The organism is Mycobacterium sp. Root135 (assembly GCF_001426545.1).
Lineage (GTDB): Bacteria > Actinomycetota > Actinomycetes > Mycobacteriales > Mycobacteriaceae > Mycobacterium.
The window spans coordinates 404,874-425,956 of the sequence record NZ_LMEZ01000005.1; the positions used below are offsets into that span (position 1 = coordinate 404,874).

At 68.9% G+C, this 21,083-nt stretch carries 18 protein-coding genes; 12 read left to right on the top strand and 6 right to left on the bottom strand.

All coding sequences use genetic code 11. The features are described from left to right. The first annotated feature begins 4 nt into the window (after window positions 1-4). From ASD37_RS13080 to ASD37_RS13090, 3 genes are all read left to right on the top strand, one after another. Complete coding sequence (locus ASD37_RS13080; RefSeq protein ID WP_056551410.1) at window positions 5-904, top strand: alpha/beta fold hydrolase; 900 nt, start codon at window positions 5-7, stop codon at window positions 902-904. A 115-nt stretch (window positions 905-1,019) separates the two neighbouring features. Then, a complete protein-coding gene (locus ASD37_RS13085) occupies window positions 1,020-3,110 on the top strand; it encodes a PhoX family phosphatase (protein ID WP_056551412.1) in 2,091 nt (696 codons plus the stop codon). Window positions 3,111-3,153: 43 nt separating this feature from the next. Continuing rightward, window positions 3,154-3,942 (top strand): LLM class F420-dependent oxidoreductase, encoded by a 789-nt coding sequence (locus ASD37_RS13090; protein WP_056551414.1) that lies wholly within the window; start codon window positions 3,154-3,156, stop codon window positions 3,940-3,942. Between the two features lie 6 nt (window positions 3,943-3,948). Here ASD37_RS13090 and ASD37_RS13095 read toward each other — a convergent pair whose 3' ends face one another. Beyond that, window positions 3,949-4,857 carry a DUF4344 domain-containing metallopeptidase gene (locus tag ASD37_RS13095; protein ID WP_235568221.1) on the bottom strand — a complete coding sequence of 303 codons (909 nt, stop codon included), beginning with the start codon at window positions 4,855-4,857 and terminating at the stop codon, window positions 3,949-3,951. Between the two features lie 207 nt (window positions 4,858-5,064). On the opposite strand from ASD37_RS13095, the gene ASD37_RS13100 reads away from it, so the two are divergent. The 3 genes from ASD37_RS13100 to ASD37_RS13110 all read left to right on the top strand — a co-directional run bounded on the left by ASD37_RS13100 (window position 5,065) and on the right by ASD37_RS13110 (window position 8,080). Continuing rightward, complete coding sequence (locus ASD37_RS13100) at window positions 5,065-6,798, top strand: ABC transporter substrate-binding protein/permease (protein ID WP_056553225.1); 1,734 nt, start codon at window positions 5,065-5,067, stop codon at window positions 6,796-6,798. Next, on the top strand, window positions 6,795-7,541 hold the full coding sequence (locus ASD37_RS13105) for an amino acid ABC transporter ATP-binding protein (protein WP_304438711.1): 747 nt from the start codon (window positions 6,795-6,797) through the stop codon (window positions 7,539-7,541). The genes ASD37_RS13100 and ASD37_RS13105 overlap by 4 nt, the downstream gene beginning before the upstream one ends. Window positions 7,542-7,615: 74 nt before the next feature. After that, window positions 7,616-8,080 carry a MarR family winged helix-turn-helix transcriptional regulator gene (locus ASD37_RS13110; protein WP_056551416.1) on the top strand — a complete coding sequence of 155 codons (465 nt, stop codon included), beginning with the start codon at window positions 7,616-7,618 and terminating at the stop codon, window positions 8,078-8,080. Between the two features lie 10 nt (window positions 8,081-8,090). On the opposite strand, the gene ASD37_RS13115 is transcribed toward ASD37_RS13110, so the two are convergent. Then, entirely contained in the window at window positions 8,091-9,431 is a 1,341-nt protein-coding gene (locus ASD37_RS13115) for an amylo-alpha-1,6-glucosidase (protein WP_056553230.1), read from the bottom strand. 53 nt (window positions 9,432-9,484) lie between these two features. Here ASD37_RS13115 and ASD37_RS13120 point away from each other — a divergent pair, with 53 nt between their 5' ends. Continuing rightward, complete coding sequence (locus ASD37_RS13120; protein ID WP_056551418.1) at window positions 9,485-10,150, top strand: SDR family oxidoreductase; 666 nt, start codon at window positions 9,485-9,487, stop codon at window positions 10,148-10,150. Then, window positions 10,147-11,847: an amidase gene (locus tag ASD37_RS13125; RefSeq protein ID WP_056551419.1), complete on the top strand. Its 1,701-nt coding sequence runs from the start codon at window positions 10,147-10,149 to the stop codon at window positions 11,845-11,847. Before ASD37_RS13120 ends, ASD37_RS13125 begins: the two co-directional genes overlap by 4 nt. Window positions 11,848-11,906: 59 nt before the next feature. Here ASD37_RS13125 and leuS read toward each other — a convergent pair whose 3' ends face one another. Next, entirely contained in the window at window positions 11,907-14,765 is a 2,859-nt protein-coding gene (leuS, locus tag ASD37_RS13130; RefSeq protein WP_056551421.1) for a leucine--tRNA ligase, read from the bottom strand. 197 nt (window positions 14,766-14,962) lie between these two features. On the opposite strand from leuS, the gene ASD37_RS13135 reads away from it, so the two are divergent. Beyond that, a complete protein-coding gene (locus ASD37_RS13135; RefSeq protein WP_056551422.1) occupies window positions 14,963-15,883 on the top strand; it encodes an LpqN/LpqT family lipoprotein in 921 nt (306 codons plus the stop codon). Between the two features lie 41 nt (window positions 15,884-15,924). Next, on the top strand, window positions 15,925-16,284 hold the full coding sequence (locus ASD37_RS13140; RefSeq protein WP_056551424.1) for a hypothetical protein: 360 nt from the start codon (window positions 15,925-15,927) through the stop codon (window positions 16,282-16,284). Between the two features lie 7 nt (window positions 16,285-16,291). Here the strand turns inward: ASD37_RS13140 and ASD37_RS13145 are convergent, their stop codons facing one another. After that, window positions 16,292-16,897, bottom strand: a complete 606-nt coding sequence (locus ASD37_RS13145; protein WP_056551426.1) for a YqgE/AlgH family protein — start codon at window positions 16,895-16,897, stop codon at window positions 16,292-16,294. Window positions 16,898-17,041: 144 nt separating this feature from the next. Between ASD37_RS13145 and ASD37_RS13150 the strand changes: the two genes are divergently transcribed. Next, window positions 17,042-18,325, top strand: coding sequence for an MFS transporter (locus ASD37_RS13150; RefSeq protein WP_056553233.1), 1,284 nt, complete (start codon window positions 17,042-17,044; stop codon window positions 18,323-18,325). Between the two features lie 9 nt (window positions 18,326-18,334). Next, a complete protein-coding gene (locus tag ASD37_RS13155; protein WP_056551428.1) occupies window positions 18,335-19,108 on the top strand; it encodes a TIGR03084 family metal-binding protein in 774 nt (257 codons plus the stop codon). Here the strand turns inward: ASD37_RS13155 and ASD37_RS13160 are convergent, their stop codons facing one another. After that, the gene (locus ASD37_RS13160; RefSeq protein WP_056551430.1) at window positions 19,109-19,594 is read right to left on the bottom strand and encodes a hypothetical protein; all 486 of its coding nucleotides are present in this window, start codon (window positions 19,592-19,594) and stop codon (window positions 19,109-19,111) included. A 49-nt stretch (window positions 19,595-19,643) separates the two neighbouring features. Continuing rightward, window positions 19,644-21,083 (bottom strand): CCA tRNA nucleotidyltransferase, encoded by a 1,440-nt coding sequence (locus tag ASD37_RS13165; RefSeq protein WP_056551432.1) that lies wholly within the window; start codon window positions 21,081-21,083, stop codon window positions 19,644-19,646.

A 21,083-nucleotide genomic window follows, 5' to 3' on the forward strand; every position in this document is an offset into this window, starting at 1 on the left:
AACGATGGCGGAGATCAACGACGACGACCTGCTTGGCCTCGACGAGTTCGCGCTGCTGGCGGAGAACGCCGAGCAGATCGGCGCCACCGGTCCCCTGCCGTCGGCCGAGAGGCTGGAGTCGGGCCCCGTCAGCGCGCTCAAGTGGGGCACGGCCGATCCGGAGGTCGTCTTCCTGCACGGCGGCGGGCAGAACGCCCACACCTGGGACACCGTCATCCTGGGCCTCGGCGTGCCCGCGCTGGCCGTCGACCTGCCCGGCCACGGCCGGTCCGCGTGGCGCGAGGACGGCGACTACGGCCCCAAGCTCAACTCCGACACCCTGGCGCCGGTGCTGCGCGAATGGGCTCCCGCGCCGCGCCTGATCGTCGGCATGTCACTCGGCGGGTTGACCGCACTACGGCTGGCCGCGACCCAGCCCGCGCTGGTACCCGAGCTGCTGCTCGTCGACGTCACCCCGTCCGCACCCGAACGCCACGAGCAGATGACCAAGGCGCAGATGGGCACCGTCGCGCTGGTGCGCGGTGACCGCACCTTCCCCAGCTTCGCCGCGATGCTCGACGTGACCGTGGCGATGGCGCCGAATCGCGACCGTAAGTCGTTGCGCCGCGGCGTCTTCCACAACAGCAAGCAACTCGACGACGGCACCTGGACGTGGCGTTACGACTCGTTCCGCAAGGGCGAAGGGTTCGAGGGCCTCTGGGACGACGTCCCGTCGATCACGATGCCCACGACGCTGGTGCGGGGCGCCAACTCGCACTTCGTCAACGACGAGGACGCCGACGCGTTCGCCACCGCGGCCCCGGGCTTTCTGCGCACCCACGTCGTCGCGGACTCCGGCCACTCCGTCCAGGGTGATCAGCCGGCGGCGCTCGTCGAGATCCTGCGCGGGGTGCTCGCCCGCTGACCGTGTTTGGCTGCCGTTCACCAAATGCTTCACAACTGATCAACAGCGACCCGTAAGTTTCCGGCGAACTGGCCACAGCCCCGGCCGGTGCAATCGTCGGAAGGCTTCCCTTCGCATGTCGCTGGTGCCGTTGAACTTGTTCGTCCAACACGATGGTCGCTCCGCGCGCCAGCACGTGACGTGCCGCTACAAGTGCGGTGACGCGTGCTCTCAGCCGGTCCCCAACGACAGCGCCAACGAATACTTCGGCGACGTCGTCCAGCGGGTGTCGCGCCGAACGCTGCTGCGGACCACGGGCGTCACCGTGCTGGCCGTCGGCGCCGGATCGGCCCTGGCCGCGTGCGGCACCGACACTCCGCCAGCCGTCAGCCAGGCCCCTGAGCCCCAAAAGCCCTCGGCGGGAATGAACTTCAACTCGGTGGCCCCCAACAGCGACGACGCCGTCGTCATCCCCGACGGTTACCGCCAGGCCGTGGTCATCAGCTGGGGCGATCCCGTCGTGCCGGGAGCGCCGGCGTTCGACGTGACCAAGCAGACCGCCGCGGCTCAACGCGGGCAGTTCGGCTTCAACAACGACTTCGCCGGGCTGCTGCCGATTCCCGGCAACGCCGGTCACTTCCTGCTGGTGACCAACCACGAGTACACCACCGAACAGTTCATGCACCCCGGCTACGACGCAGACAAGCCCACCCGCGAGCAGTTCGACATCTCGATCGCCGCCCACGGCCTCTCAGTGGTCGAGGTCAAGCGGACCGCCGACGGTCTCGCGCCGGTGCTGGGCCGCTACAACCGCCGCATCACCGCCGACACCCCGATGACGCTGACCGGACCGGCCGCGGGCACCGACTTCGTCAAGACGGCCGCCGATCCGGACGGGCGAACCGTCTTGGGCACGTTCGCCAACTGTGCGGGCGGCGTGACGCCATGGGGCACCGTGCTCTCGGGTGAGGAGAACTTCCACGGCTACTTCGGGGCGCCGGAGGGGGCGTCGGTCAGCCCGGTGCGCTCCGATCAGTTCAAGCGCTACGGCGTCAAACCCGAAGCGACCGAACGTAAGTGGGAGTCCTTCGACCCCCGATTCGACGTCGTCGCGACACCCAACGAGGTGAACCGCTTCGGTTACGTCGTCGAGGTCAACCCGTGGGACCCCGCGTCTCAGCCGGTCAAGCACACCGCGATGGGCCGCCTCAAGCACGAGGGCGCCACCATCTACGTCACCGCCGACGGCACCGTCGTGTCCTACACCGGTGACGACGAACGCTTCGACTACATGTACAAGTTCGTCTCCAGCAAGAAGGTGCAGCCGGGGGTCGGGGCGAGCGGAGCGACGGGAGGAGGTTTCAGCCCAGAAGCCATGGCGCACAACATGACCCTCCTCGACGAGGGCACGCTCTACGTCGCCAAGCTGTCCAGCGACATCCCCGCCAACCAGGTCGACGGCTCCGGCACGCTACCCGCAAAGGGGTCCTTCTCGGGCACCGGCACGTGGCTCCCGCTGCTGCGCTCCGGCCCGAACGGCCAAGCCGAGTCACTCGTCCCCGGCGTCAGCGCGACAGAGGCGTCGGTGTTCACCCGCTTCGCCGCCGACAAGGCCGGTGCCACCAAGATGGACCGTCCCGAGGACTTCGAGGCCAACCCGAAGACCGGCAAGGTGTACGTCGCCCTGACCAACAACGACGAACGCGGTGCGCCCGGTGAGGCGGCCCCCGATGCGGCCAACCCCCGCAACGACAACAAGAGCGGGCAGATCCTCGAGCTCACCGACGACCACGCCGGCACCACGTTCACCTGGGAACTGCTGCTGGTGTGCGGCGACCCGGCCGCCGCCGACACCTACTTCGGCGGCTTCGACAAGAGCCGCGTCAGCCCCATCTCGTGCCCCGACAACCTGGCCTTCGACAGCCACGGCAACCTGTGGATCTCCACCGACGGCAACGCGCTCGACTCCAACGACGGCCTGTTCGCCGTCGCACTCGACGGGCCGAATCGTGGTGAGACCAAACAGTTCCTGACCGTGCCGCTCGGCGCCGAGACGTGCGGGCCGGTCGTCACCGACGACCTCGTCACCGTCTGCGTGCAGCACCCCGGGGAGAGCGACGACAACAGCGTCGACGACCCCCTCTCGCGCTGGCCGGAGGGCGACAACGGCACCGCCCGCCCGTCCGTCGTCGTGGTCTGGCGGGACTCCGGCAACATCGGCGTGTAGGCCCTCGTGGGAGAACTCGGGGAATAAGGGGTAAGCAGGACCCATGAGCTTCCCCACCCGCATCGGTGTCCAACTCCAGCCCCAGCACTCCCCCAACTACGGCCACCTCCGCGACGCGGTCCGGCGCTGCGAGGACATGGGCGTCGACGTCGCCTTCAACTGGGACCACTTCTACCCGCTCTACGGTGACCCCGACGGCGCCCACTACGAATGTTGGACGATGCTCGGCGCGTGGGCCGAGCAGACCTCGCGCATCGAGATCGGCGCGCTGGTCACCTGCAACTCCTATCGCAACCCCGAGCTGCTGGCCGACATGGCGCGCACCGTCGACAACATCAGCGACGGCCGACTGATTCTCGGCATCGGGTCGGGCTGGAAGCAGAAGGACTACGACGAGTACGGCTACGAGTTCGGCACGGCCGGTAGCCGGCTCGACGACCTGGCGGCCGCCATGCCGCGCATCACCTCACGGCTCGGCAAGCTCGATCCCGCACCGGTGCGGGACATTCCGATCCTCATCGGCGGCCAAGGCGAGAAGAAGACACTGCGCATGGTGGCGGAGTACGCGCACCTGTGGCATGGCTTCACCACCACCGAGACCTACCCGGATAAGGCCGCCGTGCTCGACCGGCACTGCGCCGACGTCGGCCGCGACCCCTCGACCATCGAACGGTCGGCGGGCGTCGAAGCCGGCAAGGGCGAGGACGCGCTGCTCGCCGACGCCGAAGCACTGGTCGGGTTGGGGGTCAGTCTGTTGACCATCGGCGTCAACGGCCCCGACTACGACCTCAGTGCCGCCGAAGCGCTGTGCCGCTGGCGCGACAGCCGCTGACCCGGCCTACTTCACATACGGCGTCAGCAGAGTGCTCCACGCCCGGCTCAGCTTCTCGTACTCGCCAGGGCACCGCTCGGCGCGATGCTCCGGCAGCTGACCGGTAGCCACGACGTCCCCCGTGTCGTCAGGATCGGCGCCGTACGCCCAACAGATCATGTTGAACATCCGCGCCCGGTCCGGTGTGTGCTCGTCGGAGAGAAGGTCGTCGTCGATCGGCCCCCCTTCACCCGAGCTCATCGCGCCGAACCACCGGGCCGAATCCAAAATGGCCTGCACGTTGTTCGGTTCGACCTTGCCGTCGTCGTCGGGTTGCAGGAGCAGGTAGGCCGACGCCTGGTCAGCCACGTCCTCTTCGCGCCCGGTGGTCGGCAGCTCGTAGAGGTCGATCACCATGTGACCGGTCTCATGATAGAAGGAGAACAAGGCCTCGTTCCACGCGCTGGTCTCCGGATCTTCGTCACCAAGCCCCGCGTACAGGTCCAAACTGTTCGCGACGTCCTCGTAACACAGGGTCATCGCCTTGTCGTCCGAGCTCCAAAAGTCGTTGGGCTCATCGCATTGCGAGCCCTTCAAGGGGATGTCGTAGGGCAGCTTCAAGGTCGCGGTGATGTCCTCGGCCAGCTGCGGCAGCAGTTTGGTGTCCTCCATGAACTTGCGGCCCCGAACGGCGTCCGGCGTGGTGGCCTCTTCGTAGACCACGTTCATGGTGCCGGGCCAGTCGTCGTCGGACGGGTCCGAGTCCGGGACGCCGTTGTGGTTGACGTCGGTCTGAGTGGGCGTCGGCATGACGGCGGCCTCGGCCGGTGCCGACGACGACACCGCCGCCTGGCTGCCCTGTCCACAACCGGCCACGACGGCCGCGACGGCCGCGACGGCCACCATGACCACACCCGTACGAATGTTGGCTGCCACGTATCAATCCCCCGTCACTACCGGACCGAAACCGCACTCTAGCCCGACGAAGTAACGTGTACGTCAATTTAGGTGGGTGGGCAGCGAAAGGGACTCGTCACGAGCAGAAGCCGTGCTGCGGCGTCGTTGCCAAGTAACTTGCTATGGGTGAACCACCACTCGGGCCACGCACGCTTCCGCCTGGCCGCACTTCTGGCCGTCGTGCTGATGACGATCGGGCTCGCGCCGCCGGCATCCGCAGACGCCGACCAGTGCGCGCCTCCGGGAGCCGAGAGCGCCAGCGCCCTGCCCACCAACCTCGCGTCGGCGGCGAAGGGCCCGGAGGCGGACAAGTACACGACGCCAGGCGTCGAGCCGCTCCCGGTCGACGCGAAAGCCCTCGGCCTCGGCACCCCCGGCGTGCTGACCGTCGGCACGCTGTCGGACGCGCCGCCCAGCATCTGCATCGACTCCCAGGGCACGTTCACCGGTTTCGACAACGAACTGCTACGCGCCGTCGCCGACAAGCTGGGGCTGAAGGTCAACTTCGTCGGCACCGACTTCTCCGGTCTGCTGGCGCAAGTGGCGGCCCGCCGCTTCGACGTGGGCTCGTCGTCGATCACCACCACCGACGCCCGGCGCCAGACCGTCGGCTTCACCAACGGCTACGACTTCGGCTACTTCTCACTGGTGGTCCCGCCAGGCTCGCCGATCAAGGGCTTCTCGCAATTGACTGCAGGACAACGCATCGGCGTGGTCCAGGGCACCGTGCAGGAGGCCTACGTCGTCGACACCCTCGGGCTCGACCCGGTCAAGTTCCCCGATTACAACACCGTCTACGGCAGCTTGAAGACCCGCCAGATCGACGCCTGGGTGGCGCCGTCACAACAGGCGGTCGGCACGGTGCAAGCGGGCGACCCCGCCCAGATCGTCGAGAACACCTTCAGCCTGGACAACTTCGTCGCCTACGCGGTGGCCAAGGAGAACAAGCCGCTGATCGACGCCCTCAACGCCGGCCTCGACGCAGTGATCGCCGACGGCACCTGGTCGACGTTGTACTCCAACTGGGTGCCCCGCGCGCTGCCCCCCGGCTGGAAGCCCGGCTCCAAGGCGGTACCACCACCGCAGCTGCCCGACTTCAACGCCATCGCCGCGAAACAGGCTCCCGCCGCGGACAATTCCAGCGTCGCACCCAAATCGGTTGGGCAACAATTGGCGGACTCCTTCCTGGACTGGGAGCTGTACAAGCGCGCCATCCCCGACCTGTTCAAGACAGGTCTGCCCAACACCCTGATCCTGACGGTCTGCGCCGCCATCATCGGCCTGATCCTCGGCATGGGCCTCGCAGTCGCCGGCATCTCCAAGGCCCGCTGGCTGAGATGGCCTGCGCGCGTCTACACCGACGTGTTCCGCGGCCTGCCCGAGGTGGTCATCATCCTGATCATCGGCCTGGGCGTCGGACCGATCGTCGGCGGGCTGACCGGCAACAACCCCTATCCGCTCGGCATCGCGGCACTCGGCCTGATGGCGGCCGCCTACATCGGCGAGATTCTGCGCTCGGGCATCCAAAGCGTGGAGGCCGGACAGCTCGAGGCCTCACGGGCGCTGGGCTTCAGCTATTCGTCGTCGATGCGGCTGGTCATCGTGCCCCAGGGCGTCCGGCGCGTGCTGCCCGCCCTGGTCAACCAGTTCATCTCGCTGCTCAAGGCCTCGTCGCTGGTGTACTTCCTTGGCCTCATCGCCAGCCAACGCGAACTGTTCCAGGTGGGCCGCGACCTCAACGCCCAGACCGGCAACCTGTCACCCCTGGTCGCGGCGGGCATCTTCTATCTCGCCTTGACCATTCCGCTGACCCACCTGGTCAACTACATCGACGCACGGCTGCGACGCGGAAGACCCGTGGCCGACTCCGAAGACCCGGCCAGTCCCTCGAACCCGGCAGCAACCCAGGAGATGTTGTGAACGCCCCCGTGAAGTTCGAGCCAGTGTCGTTGGCAGCCAACGACATCCACCTGTCGTTCGGCACCAACTCCGTCCTTCGCGGAGTCGACCTCGACGTGCCCGCCGGCACCACCACCGCGGTGATCGGACCCTCCGGCTCGGGCAAGTCCACCCTGCTGCGCGCACTGAACCGGCTGCACGAACCCGACCGCGGCGACATCCTCCTCGACGGCCGATCCGTGCTCAAGGACAACCCCGACGAGTTGCGCCAACGCATCGGCATGGTGTTCCAGCAGTTCAACCTGTTCCCCCACCGCACCGTCCTCGACAACGTGACGCTCGCACCCCGACGACTCAAGCGCCTCGACGCCGACGCCGCACGCGAACTCGGGCTGACCCACCTGGACCGAGTCGGGTTGCGACACAAGGCCGATGTTCGCCCCGCCACCCTGTCCGGCGGGCAGCAGCAGCGCGTCGCCATCGCCCGCGCCTTGGCCATGGCGCCCCAGGTGATGTTCTTCGACGAGGCGACCTCGGCGCTCGACCCCGAGTTGGTCAAGGGCGTCCTCGCGCTCATCGCCGAGCTCGGCAAGGACGGCATGACGATGGTGGTCGTCACCCACGAGATGGGCTTCGCCCGGTCCGCCGCCGACTCCGTGGTGTTCATGGACCACGGCAAGGTGGTCGAGACCGGGACACCCGAGCGGATCTTCTCCGACGCCGAGACCGACCGCTTGCGCCAATTCCTGTCGCAAGTGCTGTAGCGATTGGGGGTCAGTTGGACCAATCGACGCATGTCGAGCGGTCCAGACGGCCAGAGCGGTTAGACTAGCGAATTATGGTAGAGACCGAACCGCAGGTCACTGAGCTGGCCGGAGAGCTGCAGCAGGTGCTCTCCAAGCTCTTCTCCGTCCTGCGTCGGGGCGACTCCAACCGGAACATGCCCGAGGGCGGTGCCGACCTGACCCTGGCGCAGCTGTCGATCTTGCTGACACTGCTTGATCTTGGTCCGATCCGGATGACCGAACTTGCGGCCCACGAGCGCGTCCGCACCCCGACGACCACGGTCGCCATCCGGCGCCTCGAGAAGCTCGGACTGGTCAAGCGGTCCCGCGACCCATCCGATCTGCGTGCCGTCCTCGTCGACGTCACCCCGCGCGGACTGGTCCAACATCGTGAGGCGTTGGCGACGCGACGCGCCCAGATCGCAGGCATGCTGACCCGGCTCAGCGCCGAAGAACGCCAGACACTGGCCAATGCCCTTGCGCCACTTACCAGGTTGGCCGAGCAGCAGAGCGACTAGCTCCCCCGCGTCACCCAAGCCAGTCCAAGACCGCCGCGGCGGTCCACGACTGTTGCATGCTGCCCAACGGTTCTCCGGTGAACGGCTCGTAGTACTCGGCGAAGGTCCCGTCACTGGCCTGGCGCAGTCCTTCACGCCTCAGGTTCGACGACCGCTCGGCCCAGCCGCGGCGGGCAAAGCACCAGGAGAACAACCACGTCAGGACCGGCCAGACCGGGCCGCGCCAATACTCCCGCGCCCGGAAGTCCGGTGACACCGGCGACGTCGACGGGATCAGGGAGTACTTCAGATCCGGATGCCCGCAGAAGCGCGGACCTTCGAGCCGTCTCAGCAGCGTCCGTTCGCGGTCGTGGGACAGACCGCCGCACAGCAGCGGCGAGAACTGGGCGACCGTCTCGGTCGTGATCCACTTCTCGGCACGAAGATCGTAATCCCTTGCCCCACAGGTACGTTCGTCGGTGGAGTCGACGACGCCGCGGCGGAAGCGCTCCGCCCACGCATACAGGTCGCGGACGTCGGAATGCGGACGCTTGTAGTCCTCCCCGATCTCGGCGAGCACCGTGCACGCCACCGAGAGGATGGCCGAGACGAAGACGTCCTCGACGGCGAAGCTCATCACCTTCGGCAGCAGCGCGTCGTCATAGTTGACCGACTTCATCTGCTCGACCAACCACATGTAGCGGTCGTACTCCAGGTCCGACGGTCGCTGCGTCGCGTCGGTGACGATCGCGTTGTCCTCACGCGTGTACGGCGGCATCGGTCCCGGAGTCACGTTGGCGTACGCCGCATCCCAGCGCGGCGAGTTGTCCATCCCGGACTCCCACCCGTGATAGACCGTCACCCGGCCGCGGGTCTCGGGGTCACGGGCCTCGGCCAACCACCGGTGCCACCGCACCAAGTCGTTCCACCGACGGTCCAGGAAGGCCTCCGCCACGGCGCGCGTGGAGCGGCCCCTGGTGCGGGCGTTGTCGAGGATGCGCTGCACCGCGATGGCGTGCACCGGCGGCTGGGTGATGCCCGACGTCTGCCTACCCAGTGGCGCGTTGACCGCCAGCGCCGAGGTCGCCCACCGCGCGGGGCCGGGGAAGTAGCCGTCGACCCCGTTGGCGAAGACGATGTGCGGAATCATGCCGTTCTTCCACTGCGCCGACAGCAGGGTGTCCAGCTCCACGACGGCGCGCTCGACGCTCAGCGGGGCCAGGCCGATCGACACGAAGGCCGCATCCCAGCTCCACATGTGTGGGTACAGCAGTGGCGCGGCGGTGGTCATCACGCCGAGGTCGTTGCCGCGCAACAAGTAGGCGGCGCGGGCCGAGAGCTGCGTGGGCGCGAAGTTCGAATCCGGTGGCATCGGGTCCATCATGCGACGCCGACGGCGGGCGCGCAGGTCGGTAGGGTTTGCGCATGCCTTCTGCGTTGATCACGGGTGCCTCCGGCGGGCTGGGTTCGGCCATCGCCGACGCACTTGCCCCCACTCACACCCTGCTTCTCGCGGGCCGTCCGTCCGACCGCCTCGACGCGCTCGCCGAGCGCCTCGGCGCTCCGACCTGGCCACTCGACCTCGCCGACGCCGATTCCATCGAAGCCGCCGCCGAGGTGCTGACCGATCTGGACGTCCTGATCCACAACGCCGGCGTCGCGTACCCCGGCCGGGTCGACGAATCCAGTGCCGACCAGTGGCGCGCGACCTTCGAGGTCAACGTCGTCGGCGCCGTGGCGTTGACGCTGGCCCTGCTTCCTGCACTACGCAGCGCGGGCGGGCAGGTCGTCTTCGTCAACTCAGGTGCCGGCATCAAGGCTTCACCCGGCCTGGCGTCCTACTCGGCGAGCAAGTTCGCGCTGCGGTCGTTCGCCGATTCGCTGCGCGCCGACGAGCCGTCCCTGCGCGTCACCTCCGTGCATCCGGGCCGGATCGACACCGAGATGCAGCGCGACCTGGTCGCCTACGAGGAGCGCGACTACGTGCCAGAGCAGTTCCTCTCACCCCAGACGGTGGCCGCCGTGATCGCCCAAGCGGTCAACGCCCCGGCCGACGCGCACGTCCACGAGATCGTGGTCCGCCCCCGATGACCGCCGCGTTCGAGGTGCACGAGGCGTCCATCGCAGACCTACGCGCGGCGATGGACGCGGGCACCGTGACGGCCGTCGGGTTGCTCGAGTCCTATCTGGCCCGCATCGCGGCCTTCGACGGCGAACTCAACGCCGTCGTCGTGGCCAACCCGCACGCCCGCGCCGAGGCAGAGGCGTCCGACGCCCGCCGCCGCGACGGCCACACCCACGGCCCGCTCGACGGCATCCCGTACACGATCAAGGACAGCTACCAGGCCCGCGGCCTGACCGTCGCCGCAGGCAGCCCGGCATTCGCGAACCTGGTGGCACAGCGCGATTCCTTCGTCGTCGAGCGCTTCCGCGGGGCGGGCGCCGTCCTCATCGGGTTGACCAACATGCCGCCGATGGCCAACGGAGGCATGCAGCGCGGCGTGTACGGCAGAGCCGAAAGCCCCTACAACGCCGACTATCTCACCGCGCCCTTCGCCTCTGGGTCGTCCAACGGATCGGGCACCGCGACCGCGGCGTCGTTCTGCGCCTTCGGAATCGGTGAGGAGACGTGGTCCTCCGGGCGGGGGCCGGCGTCGAACAACGCGCTGTGCGCCTACACCCCGTCGCGCGGCGTCATCTCGACCCGCGGCGGCTGGCCGCTGGTGCCGACCATGGACGTCGTGGTGCCACACACCCGGTCGATGGCCGACCTGCTCGAGGTGCTCGACGTCCTCGTCGCCGAGGACCCGGATGCACGCGGCGACTTCTGGCGGCTGCAGCCGTGGGTGTCGTTGCCGCGCGTCGACGAGATTCGCCCACCGTCCTACCAGGCTCTGCCGACTGGCCCGGACACGTTGGCGGGCAAGCGGTTTGGCGTGCCACGGATGTACGTCAACGCCGACCCGGACGCCGGTGTCGGCGCCACCGGGATCGGTGGGCCCACCGGTCGGCGGGTCGACACCCGGCCGTCGGTGCTCGACCTGTTCGACGCGGTGCGGCGCGACTTGCTCGCCGCGGGCGCCGAAGTGGTCGACGTCGACTTCCCGGTCGTCAGCAACTACGAGGGTGACCGTGCCGGAGCCCCGACCATCGCGACCCGCGGCCTGGTCAACCCCGACTATCTCCGACGCGAAATCGTCGACCTGTGCGCCTGGGCGTGGGACGACTTCCTCGCCGCCAACGGCGATCCCGCGCTCAACCGCCTCGCCGACGTCGACGGCAGCCTCGTCTTCCCGCACCCCCCTGACGCGCTGCCCGACCGCTACGACGGCTTCGACGACGACATCGCGGAGTACCCGGCGTTCATCCGCGACAACCCCGTCGACTCGTTCCTGGGCATCCCGACCATCCCCGAAGGCGTCCACGCGCTGGAGCAGACGCGGCGGGTCGACCTCGAGGAGTGGATGGACGGCCTGGGCCTGGACGCCGTCGTCTTCCCCGCCGTCGCCGACGTCGGACCGGCCGACATGGACGTCAACCCCGCCTCGGCTGACCTCGGGTGGCGCAACGGCGTGTGGGTGGCCAACGGCAACTTGGCAATTCGTCACCTCGGCATCCCGACGGTGACCGTGCCAATGGGCACGACGGCCGACATCGGCATGCCGGTGGGGCTCACCTTCGCCGGCCGGGCCCACGACGACGTCGCGCTGCTGCGCTACGCCGCGGCGACCGAGGCCACCGCTCAGCGCCGCACCCCGCCACCGCGCACTCCCCCACTCCCGCAGTGATTTCGGCGCGTTCAGCCGCGGTGAGCGCGGATTAGCGCGCCGAAATCGCTTGGGCAGGACTAGATGACGACGTTGACCATCTTGCCCGCCACCACGATGACCTTCTTCGGCGTAGCACCGGCCAAGAACGCGACGACCTTCTCGTCGGCGAGCGCGGCCGCCTCCACGGCGTCGGCGGCGGCGTCGGCGGCCACGGTGATACGGCCCCGCACCTTCCCGTTGACCTGCACCGGGTACTCGACGGTGTCCTCCACCAGATAGGCCGGATCGGCCGTCGGGAAGGGACCGTGAGCCAGCGGTGCGTCGTGACCCAGCCGGCGCCACAACTCCTCGGCCAAGTGCGGCGCCAACGGCGCGACCATCAACACCAGGGGCTCGACCGCGGCGCGCGCCGTGACGTCCTCCTTGGTGAGGTGGTTCGTGTACTCGATCAGCTTGGCTGCCGCGGTGTTGTTGCGAAGTGCCGCATAGTCTTCGGCGACTCCGGCGATCGTCTTGTTCAGCAGCCGCAGTGTCGCCTCGCCCAGCTTCTCGTGGTCGGCGACGCGCTCGGCACCGGTGTTCTCGTCCACCACGACGCGCCACACCCGCTGCAGGAACCGGTAGGCACCGACGACGTCCTTGGTTGCCCACGGCCGCGACGCCTCGAGAGGTCCCATCGACATCTCGTATACGCGCAGGGTGTCGGCCCCGTACTCCTCGCAGATCTCGTCGGGGGACACCGAGTTCTTCAGGCTCTTGCCGATCTTGCCGAACTCGCGGTTGACCTCGATCTCGCCGTCGGGACCCGGCCAGTAGAACTTCGAGTCCCGCTCCACCACTTCGGCTGCGGGGACGTAGGAGCCCCGCGAATCCGTGTAGGCGAACGCCTGGATGTAACCCTGGTTGACCAGCCGGCGGTACGGCTCGCGGGAGCTGACGTGGCCTAGGTCGAAGAGCACCTTGTGCCAGAACCGGGAGTACAGCAGGTGCAGCACCGCGTGCTCGACACCACCGACGTAGAGGTCGACGCCGCCGGGGTCCGACGGGCCGTGCTCGGCCGGCCGCGGGCCCATCCAGTAGGCCTCATTCTCCTTGGCGCAGAACGTTTCCGAGTTGTAGGGGTCGGCGTACCGCAGCTCGTACCAGGAGCTGCCCGCCCACTGCGGCATGACGTTGGTGTCGCGGGTGTAGGGCTGAAGTCCGTCACCGAGATCCAGGTCGACGTTCACCCATTCGGTGGCCTTGCCAAGCGGCGGCGACGGTTCACTGTCGGCATCGTCCGGATCGAACTGCACCGGCGCGTAGTTCGGGATGTCGGGCAGCTCGACCGGCAGGGCAGATTCCGGCAGCCCGTGTGCGCGACCGTCGGCGTCGTACACGATGGGAAACGGTTCGCCCCAATACCGTTGGCGGGCAAACAGCCAGTCCCGCAGCTTGTATTCGATCCGCGCGCGGCCGCTGCCGTCGGCCTCAAGGCGGGCCAGCACGGCCTCCTTTGCCGAGGCGACGCCGAGCCCGTCGAGGTAGTCGGAGTTCACCAGCACCCCGTCGCCGTTGTAGGCGGCCTGGGTGACGTCGCCACCGGAGATCACCTCGAGCACCGGCAGCCCGAACGCCGTCGCGAACTCCCAGTCCCGCTGATCGTGCCCCGGCACCGCCATGATGGCCCCGGTGCCGTAGCCGGCCAACACGTAGTCGGCGATGAACACCGGAACACGTTGCCCGTTCACGGGATTGATGGCGAAGGCGCCGGTGAACACGCCTGTCTTGGACTTGTTCTCCTGACGCTCCAGGTCCGTCTTCGCCGCCACGGTCGCCCGGTAGGCGGCCACTGCCTCAACCGGCGTCGCCGCCCCGAACGTCCACCGCTCGTCGGTGCCCTCGGGCCACTCTGGGCTAAGGAGCACCAGCGCGTTGACCAAGCCGTGCTCGGGCGCCAACACCAGGTAGGTGGCACCGAACAGCGTGTCGGGTCGGGTGGTGAACACCTCGACGTCACCGGCGTCGGTGGCGAAGCGCACCTCGGCGCCGGTCGACCGACCGATCCAGTTGCGCTGCATGGCCTTGACCTTGTCCGGCCAATCCAGGTCGTCCAGATCGTCGAGCAGACGGTCCGAATAGGCGGTGATGCGCATCATCCACTGGCGCAACCGCTTTCGGAACACCGGGAAGTTGCCACGGTCGCTGCGACCGTCGGAGGTGACCTCTTCGTTGGCCAGTACGGTGCCCAACCCAGGGCACCAGTTCACGACCGAGTCCGCGCGGTAGACCAGCCGGTACGCGTCGACGACGTCCGCCCGCTCGCCCGCCGACATCGTCGACCAGTCTCCGCCGTCGGGAACCCTGGCCCCTGATTCGAACTCGGCGATCAGTTCGCTGATCGGGCGGGCGCGGTTAGCCGCCTCGTCGAACCACGCGTCGAAGATCTGCAGGAAGATCCACTGCGTCCACTTGTAGAAGTCGGTGTCGGTGGTTGAGAAGCTGCGCCGCGCGTCGTGGCCGAGCCCGAGTCGGCCCAGCTGACGACGGAAGTTGACGATGTTGGCCTCGGTGCGGGTCCGCGGGTGCGTGCCCGTCTGCACCGCATACTGCTCGGCGGGCAAGCCGAACGCGTCGAAACCCAACGCGTGCAACACGTTACGACCGGTCATCCGGAAGTAGCGGGCGTAGACGTCGGTGGCGATGTACCCGAGCGGGTGCCCGACGTGCAGGCCCTCCCCGGACGGGTAGGGGAACATGTCCTGGACGAACATCTTGTCCGCGGGCACGGGCGACCCGTCGGCGGGCGCGAGCGATCCCACCGGGTTGGGGACGTGGAACGTACCCAGCCGAGCCCACGTCTCCTGCCACGTACGTTCGATGTCGCCCGCCAGCTTCGCGTCGTAGCGGTGCTGCGGGGTGCTCGAGGCGTCCAAGCCGCCTTCCCCTTCATTCACGTGAACAGGGTAGTCAACGGCATGCTCTGCGCCCCAATTCTCGACGCGTTGGTATCGGTTCCGTTGCAGAGGTGTCTTCGCATGGTTGCAGCTCGTCCCAGCACTGGTTACCGGAAGCGGAGCCTGGATACAGTCGGCGCCTGGCCTGGGCTCACCGGGTCAGGAAGCTCGTGTGATCCGGGAGGACCGACGTTTAGATGTTCGAAAATGCCCGTCGTTGGGGACTTCTGGTAGGTGGCTTTGCAGCTGGCACGGCATGCGTGCTCGGCCTCGCCGGTCCCATTGCCCAAGCCGAGCCCACCCTCCCCCTGCCCGCAGTGCCGGCTCCTGCCACCGTCACGCAGACCGTCACCGTGCAGGCCGGCGCACCCGCCGCCGCCGCTGCGGGCCCCAACCAGCTGATCGCGTCACCCGCGGCCCCGGTGGCACCCGCCGTCCCGGCCGCACCCGCCGTCCCGGCCATAGTTCCAGCCACCGCGGGAACCCTCGCCGACTTCTTCAGGGAGAAGAACGTCGCGATGGAACCGCAGAAGGCCGCCGACTTCAAGGCGCTGACCATCGTGCTGCCGATGCCGACGGGGTGGAGCCAGGTGCCCGACCCCAACGTCCCCGACGCCTTCGCCGTGATCGCCGACCGCGTCGGCGGTGACGGGCTCTACACCTCCAACGCCGCAGTGCAGGTCTACAAACTGGTCGGCGACTTCGATCCACGCGAGGCCATCAGCCACGGCCTGATCGACACCCAGCAGCTCCCCGCCTTCCGAGCCACCGACGGGTCCCTCGCCGAGTTCGGCGGCATGCCGTCGGCCCTGATCGAAGGCACCTACCGGCAGAACAACCTGACGCTGAACACCTCGCGGCGCCACGTCATCGCGACCTCGGGCCCCGACAGGTACCTGGTGTCGCTCGCGGTGACCACCAGCGCCCAGGTCTCGGTCGCCGCCGGGTCGGCCACCGACGCCATCGTCAACGGATACCGCGTCGGATCACCGGACACGCCACCGCCGGCACCGGCCGCTCCGGCCGCCGCCCCGGTCGCCGTTGCCGCAGCTCCCGCGGCCCCCGCGGCGCCGGCAGTGGTCCCCGCCGCCGCCCAACCGCTCGGGCTGCCGCGCTAGCGGTTACCTCTCCGGCCGGCACGCCTCGTATTGTGGGGCCCATGCTGATCGCCGCCGTGCTGTGCCTCTGCGCTGCCGCGGCGACCGCGGCGATGGGCCTGTGGTCGGCGAGCCGACCCCACGCCACCGACCAGGTCGCCCAAGTTCTGCGTGCCGTCGTGCCGACCCAACTGGCCGCCGCGGTCATGCTGGCCGCCGGCGGCGTCGTCGCCCTCGCGGCCCCGCCCCACGCCGGGGTGCTGGCATTGGTGGTCTGCGTCGTCGGCGCGGTGGGCACCGTGGCAGCCGGGTGCTATCAGAGCGCGAAGTCCGTCGCACTGCGCGAGGCCGCTCGGGAAGCCCAGTCGTCGGACGCCGGCTGCGCAGGCGCCTGCGCGTCGTGCACCCTGTCCTGCCACTGACCAGAGGTCAGTTGCGGCTGACATCGATCGGGTGGGTCGCCAGCAGCGACAACGGCATCGGCTGACGCCGGAGCACCCGCGACCACAGGTCGACCTTCGGTTCGACGAGGACGTCGGACGGCAACGCCGACAACACGATCCAATCGTCGCGCTCGATCTCGCCCTCCAGCTGACCGATCGTCCACCCGGAGTAGCCCGCATAGATCCGCACGCCCTCGACCGCGGGGGCGATCGTGTCGGGGTCGCCGTCCAGGTCGACCATCACGATGCGGCCCTGCACGTGCCGCAGACCGGGCACGTCGGTGGGCTGCACGCCGGCGCGCAACGTCGCCAGACACAGCGCGGCGTCCCGCTTGACGGGGCCGCCGACGAACATGGTCTTCGGTTTGGTGGCGAGCTTGGTCCACTGCGGCAGCACGTTGAACACGGCCGTCTCGCTGGGGCGGTTGAGCACGACGCCGAGGGTTCCGCTGTCGTTGTGCTCGACGACGTAGATCACGCTGCGACGGAACGTCGGTTCCATCAGATCGGTGTTGGCGATGAGCAGCGTTCCGGCGCGGACACGATGCGTCGCCGGAGCGAAGTGGTCCTCCGGGTCCTCTGACTGCGCCACCCACCCATCATGTCACCAGCGTGCGTCGATCGTGGCGATCGGGCGCGGCCGTGCCGGGTTGTTTCGGGAATCGCGTCGCCAACCTTTGTAGGGTGGTTGGACGCCACTCGGCGCACCGAACATCCCACCGACATCGGACGGCAATTGACCACGCCTCACGACCGCTTCGCCCTGTGGCGGGCGGTGCGAGCGCTCACCGAGTTCCGCAGGCTGCTGGAGTTGCGTGCGGTCAGCTCGTTCGGGGACGGCCTGTTCCAGGGCGGGTTGGTCGGCGCGCTGCTGTTCGACCCGGAACGCGCCGCCAATCCGTGGGAGATCGCCGGATCCTTCGCGGCACTGTTCCTGCCCTACTCGTTGCTCGGCCCGTTCGCCGGAGCGCTGCTCGACCGGTGGGATCGACGCCGGGTGCTGATCGGCGCGAACCTCGCCCGCGTGCTGTTCATCCTCACGGTGGCGTTCCTCCTGGCATTCCATGCAGGAGCGCCGTGGATCCTGCTCGGCGCGTTGGTCGTCAACGGGTTCACGCGGTTCGTCACCTCGGGACTGTCCGCCGCACTGCCGCACGTCGTGCCGCGGGATCAGGTGCTCACGATGAACTCGGTCGCCACCGCCGTCAGCGCGGCGTCGTTGTTCTTCGGCGCGATCTTCATGCTGGTGCCGCGGTGGGCGTTCGGGGTGGGCGACGGCGGTTCCTCGGCCGCCCTGTTCATGGCGTCGGTGCCCGTGGCGGTAGCGTGGATCCTGTCCGTGCGGTTCTCCCCCCACGTCCTTGGTCCCGACGACTCGGCGCGCGCGGTGCACGGCTCGGTGGCTTACGCCGTGGCCACCGGGTGGGGTTACGGCTTGCGGACGGCGGTCTCGGTGCCCAGCGTGGCGGGGACGCTGTCCGGCGTGGTCGCCCACCGGATGGTGTTCGGGATCAACACGCTGTTGGTGCTGGTCACCGTGCGGCACACCGGCTCGGTGAACGTCGCCGGCCTCGGTGTCGCCGTTCTGTTCGCGGCCACCACCGGGATGGGGTCGTTCCTCGCCAACTTCCTGACCCCCGTCGTCGTGCGCCGGTGGAGCAGATACAAGACCGTCAACCTGGCCCTGTTGGCGGCCGCGGCGATCCAGCTCGCCGCGGTCGGCCTCGACCTGCCGATCATGATGGCGTGCGGCTTCCTGCTCGGCGCCGCCGGTCAGATGGTCAAGCTGTGCGCGGACTCGGCGATGCAACTCGACGTCGACGACGCCCTGCGCGGCCACGTCTTCACCGTCCAGGACGCGCTGTTCTGGGTGGCGTTCGTGGGATCGATCACGCTGTCGGCCGCAATCATCCCCGTCGACGGTCACTCCCCCGCCCTGGTCGTCCTCGGCGCGGTGGTCTACCTGCTCGGGTTGGCCGCGCACGCCGCAATCCGCAGGGGCGCAACGACGTCGGACTAGGGTGACGCCATGGCCGGAGCCGAGGGCGTAGTGACCGACTTGCAGGCCGAGAGCGACTCGCTCGACGACCTCGTCGCCGGGCTCGACGACTGGCGGCTCGCCACCCCCGCCCCGGGGTGGACGGTCGCCCACCAGGTCGCCCACCTGTGGTGGACCGACCGCGTGTCACTGCTCGCCGTCACCGACGAGCCCGCCTTCGCCGCCGTCCTGGCCGACGCCGCGACCAACCCGACCGGCTTCGTCGACGACGGCGCCGAACAGCTGGCCACCACCCCGCCCGCCGAGATGCTCACCGGCTGGCGGAACACCCGCTCGCTGCTGCACGACGAGCTTCGCCAAGTGGCCGACGGCAGGAAGCTGCCCTGGTTCGGTCCGCCGATGAGTGCGGCGTCGATGGCCACGGCTCGGCTGATGGAGACCTGGGCGCACGGTCTCGACGTCGCCGACGCGCTCGGGGTGACCAGGCCGCCGACCGCCCGGCTGCGGTCGATCGCCCACATCGGCGTGCGCACCAGGGACTTCGCGTTCACCGTGCACCGACTGCCCGTCCCGACCGAGCCGTTCGCAGTCGAGTTGGCGGCGCCGGACGGGTCGACGTGGACGTGGGGGCCCGCCGACGCCACCCAGCGCGTCACCGGGTCGGCCGAGGACTTCTGCATGCTGGTGACGCAGCGCCGCCCGCGCGCCGACCTCGACGTCGTCGCGGTCGGTGACGACGCCGCCACGTGGCTGACGATCGCGCAGGCGTTCGCGGGGCCGCCGGGGGCCGGGCGGGAGCGGTAGCTACAGCTCGCTGGCCGCGTCCGCCGCGCCGTCCCCGTCCGAGTCGGCAAGCTTCACGTCCCACCGGCCGTCCGCGTCGACGTCGACGTACGCCTCGTCACCGACCAGGGCCCGATCCGCCAGGCCGTCCCGGTCCACGTCGAGAACCCTGTCGTCGACCTGGCCGTCACCGTCGAAGTCCACCAGCGGGCCACCCGTCAGCTCGACGCCGTCGAGACCCAGCCAGCGGATCTGCCCACCGACCGCCCACGTACCCGAACCGTCGTCGGTGAACGACGCCTCCGGGTGCCCGTCGTCGTCGAGGTCGAGCAGCAGGTGGTCTGCGGTCCCGTCCCCATCGGAGTCGGTCAACGCGTCGTCGAGGCGGCCGTCACCGTCGAAGTCCAGGCCGATCGCGTCGAAGATTCCGTCGTCGTCCGCGTCGACGGTCAACTCCGCCGACCAGATCGTCGCCGACCCGTCACCATCACCCAGGCAGTAGTCCATCGTGCCAATCCCCCCGTCGCTTCGCTCACCTAGGAACTTGGACGCGGCCCTACTGCTGCGCGTTCCACCACTTCTGAAGTTCGTCGACGGCCTCGTCGTGTTCGAGCGGCCCGCGGTCCATCCGCAGCTCCTTGAGGTACTTCCACGCCTTGCCCACCTGCGGGCCGGCGGGGATGTCGAGGATGCGCATGATCTCGTTGCCGTCGAGATCGGGCCGGACCCGCTGCAGGTCCTCCTTCGCGGCCAGCTCGGTGATCCGGTTCTCCAGGTCCCCGTAGCTGGCCTGCAGCCGCGCGGCGCGGCGCTTGTTGCGGGTCGTGCAATCGGCCCGCACCAGCTTGTGCAACCTCTCGAGCAACGGCCCGGCGTCGGTGACGTAGCGACGGACCGCGGAGTCGGTCCACTTGCCGTCGCCGTACCCGTGGAACCGCAGGTGCAGGTACACCAGCTGCGACACGTCGTCGACCATCTGCTTGGAGTACTTCAGCGCCCGCATGCGCTTGCGGGTCATCTTCGCGCCGACCACCTCGTGATGGTGGAAGCTGACACCGCCGTCGCCCTCGTGCTTGCGGGTGGCCGGCTTGCCGACGTCGTGCAGCAGCGCCGCCCACCGCAACACCAGGTCGCGCTCGCCGGGATTCTCCAGATCGATGGCCTGCTGCAACACCGTCAGCGAATGTTGGTAGACGTCCTTGTGCTGGTGGTGCTCGTCGATGGCCATCCGCATGCCACCCACCTCGGGCAGCACCACCACGCCGAGGCCGGTCTGCACCATCAGGTCGACGCCGGACACCGGATCGGCGCCCAACATCATCTTGTCCAGCTCGGCGGCCACCCGTTCGACGGTGATGCGCCCCAGCTCGTCGGCCATCCGCGCCATCGCCTCGCGCACCCGGGGCGCGACGCCGAAACCAAGCTGCGACACGAACCGCGCCGCCCGCAACATCCGCAGCGGGTCGTCGCCGAAGGACACCTCCGGGGTCGACGGCGTGTCGAGCACCCGGTCGCGAATCGCGGCCAATCCGCCTAGCGGATCGTGGAATTCACCAAGCCCGGCGGGCGTGATGCGCACCGCCATCGCGTTGACCGTGAAGTCGCGGCGCACCAGGTCGTCGTCGAGGGAGTCACCAAACCGCACCTCCGGGTTCCGCGTCACGCGGTCGTAGGCATCGGCGCGGAAGGTGGTGATCTCGAGGCGTTCGGTGCCCTTGCCGACGCCGACGGTGCCGAACTCGATGCCGGTGTCCCAGAGGCCGTCGGCCCACCGCTTGACCACCTGCTGCACCTGATCCGGGCGGGCGTCGGTGGTGAAGTCGAGGTCGTTCAACGGGCGCTGCAGCAGCGCGTCTCGCACACTGCCGCCGACGAGGTACAGCTCGTGGCCGGCGTCAGCGAACAACTGGCCCAGCTCTCGGAGCACCGGCGTGTGCCGCTGCAGCGCCTTGGCCGCGGTCAACAACTCGTCGGTCGTGGAGGGATCTTTCGGCAC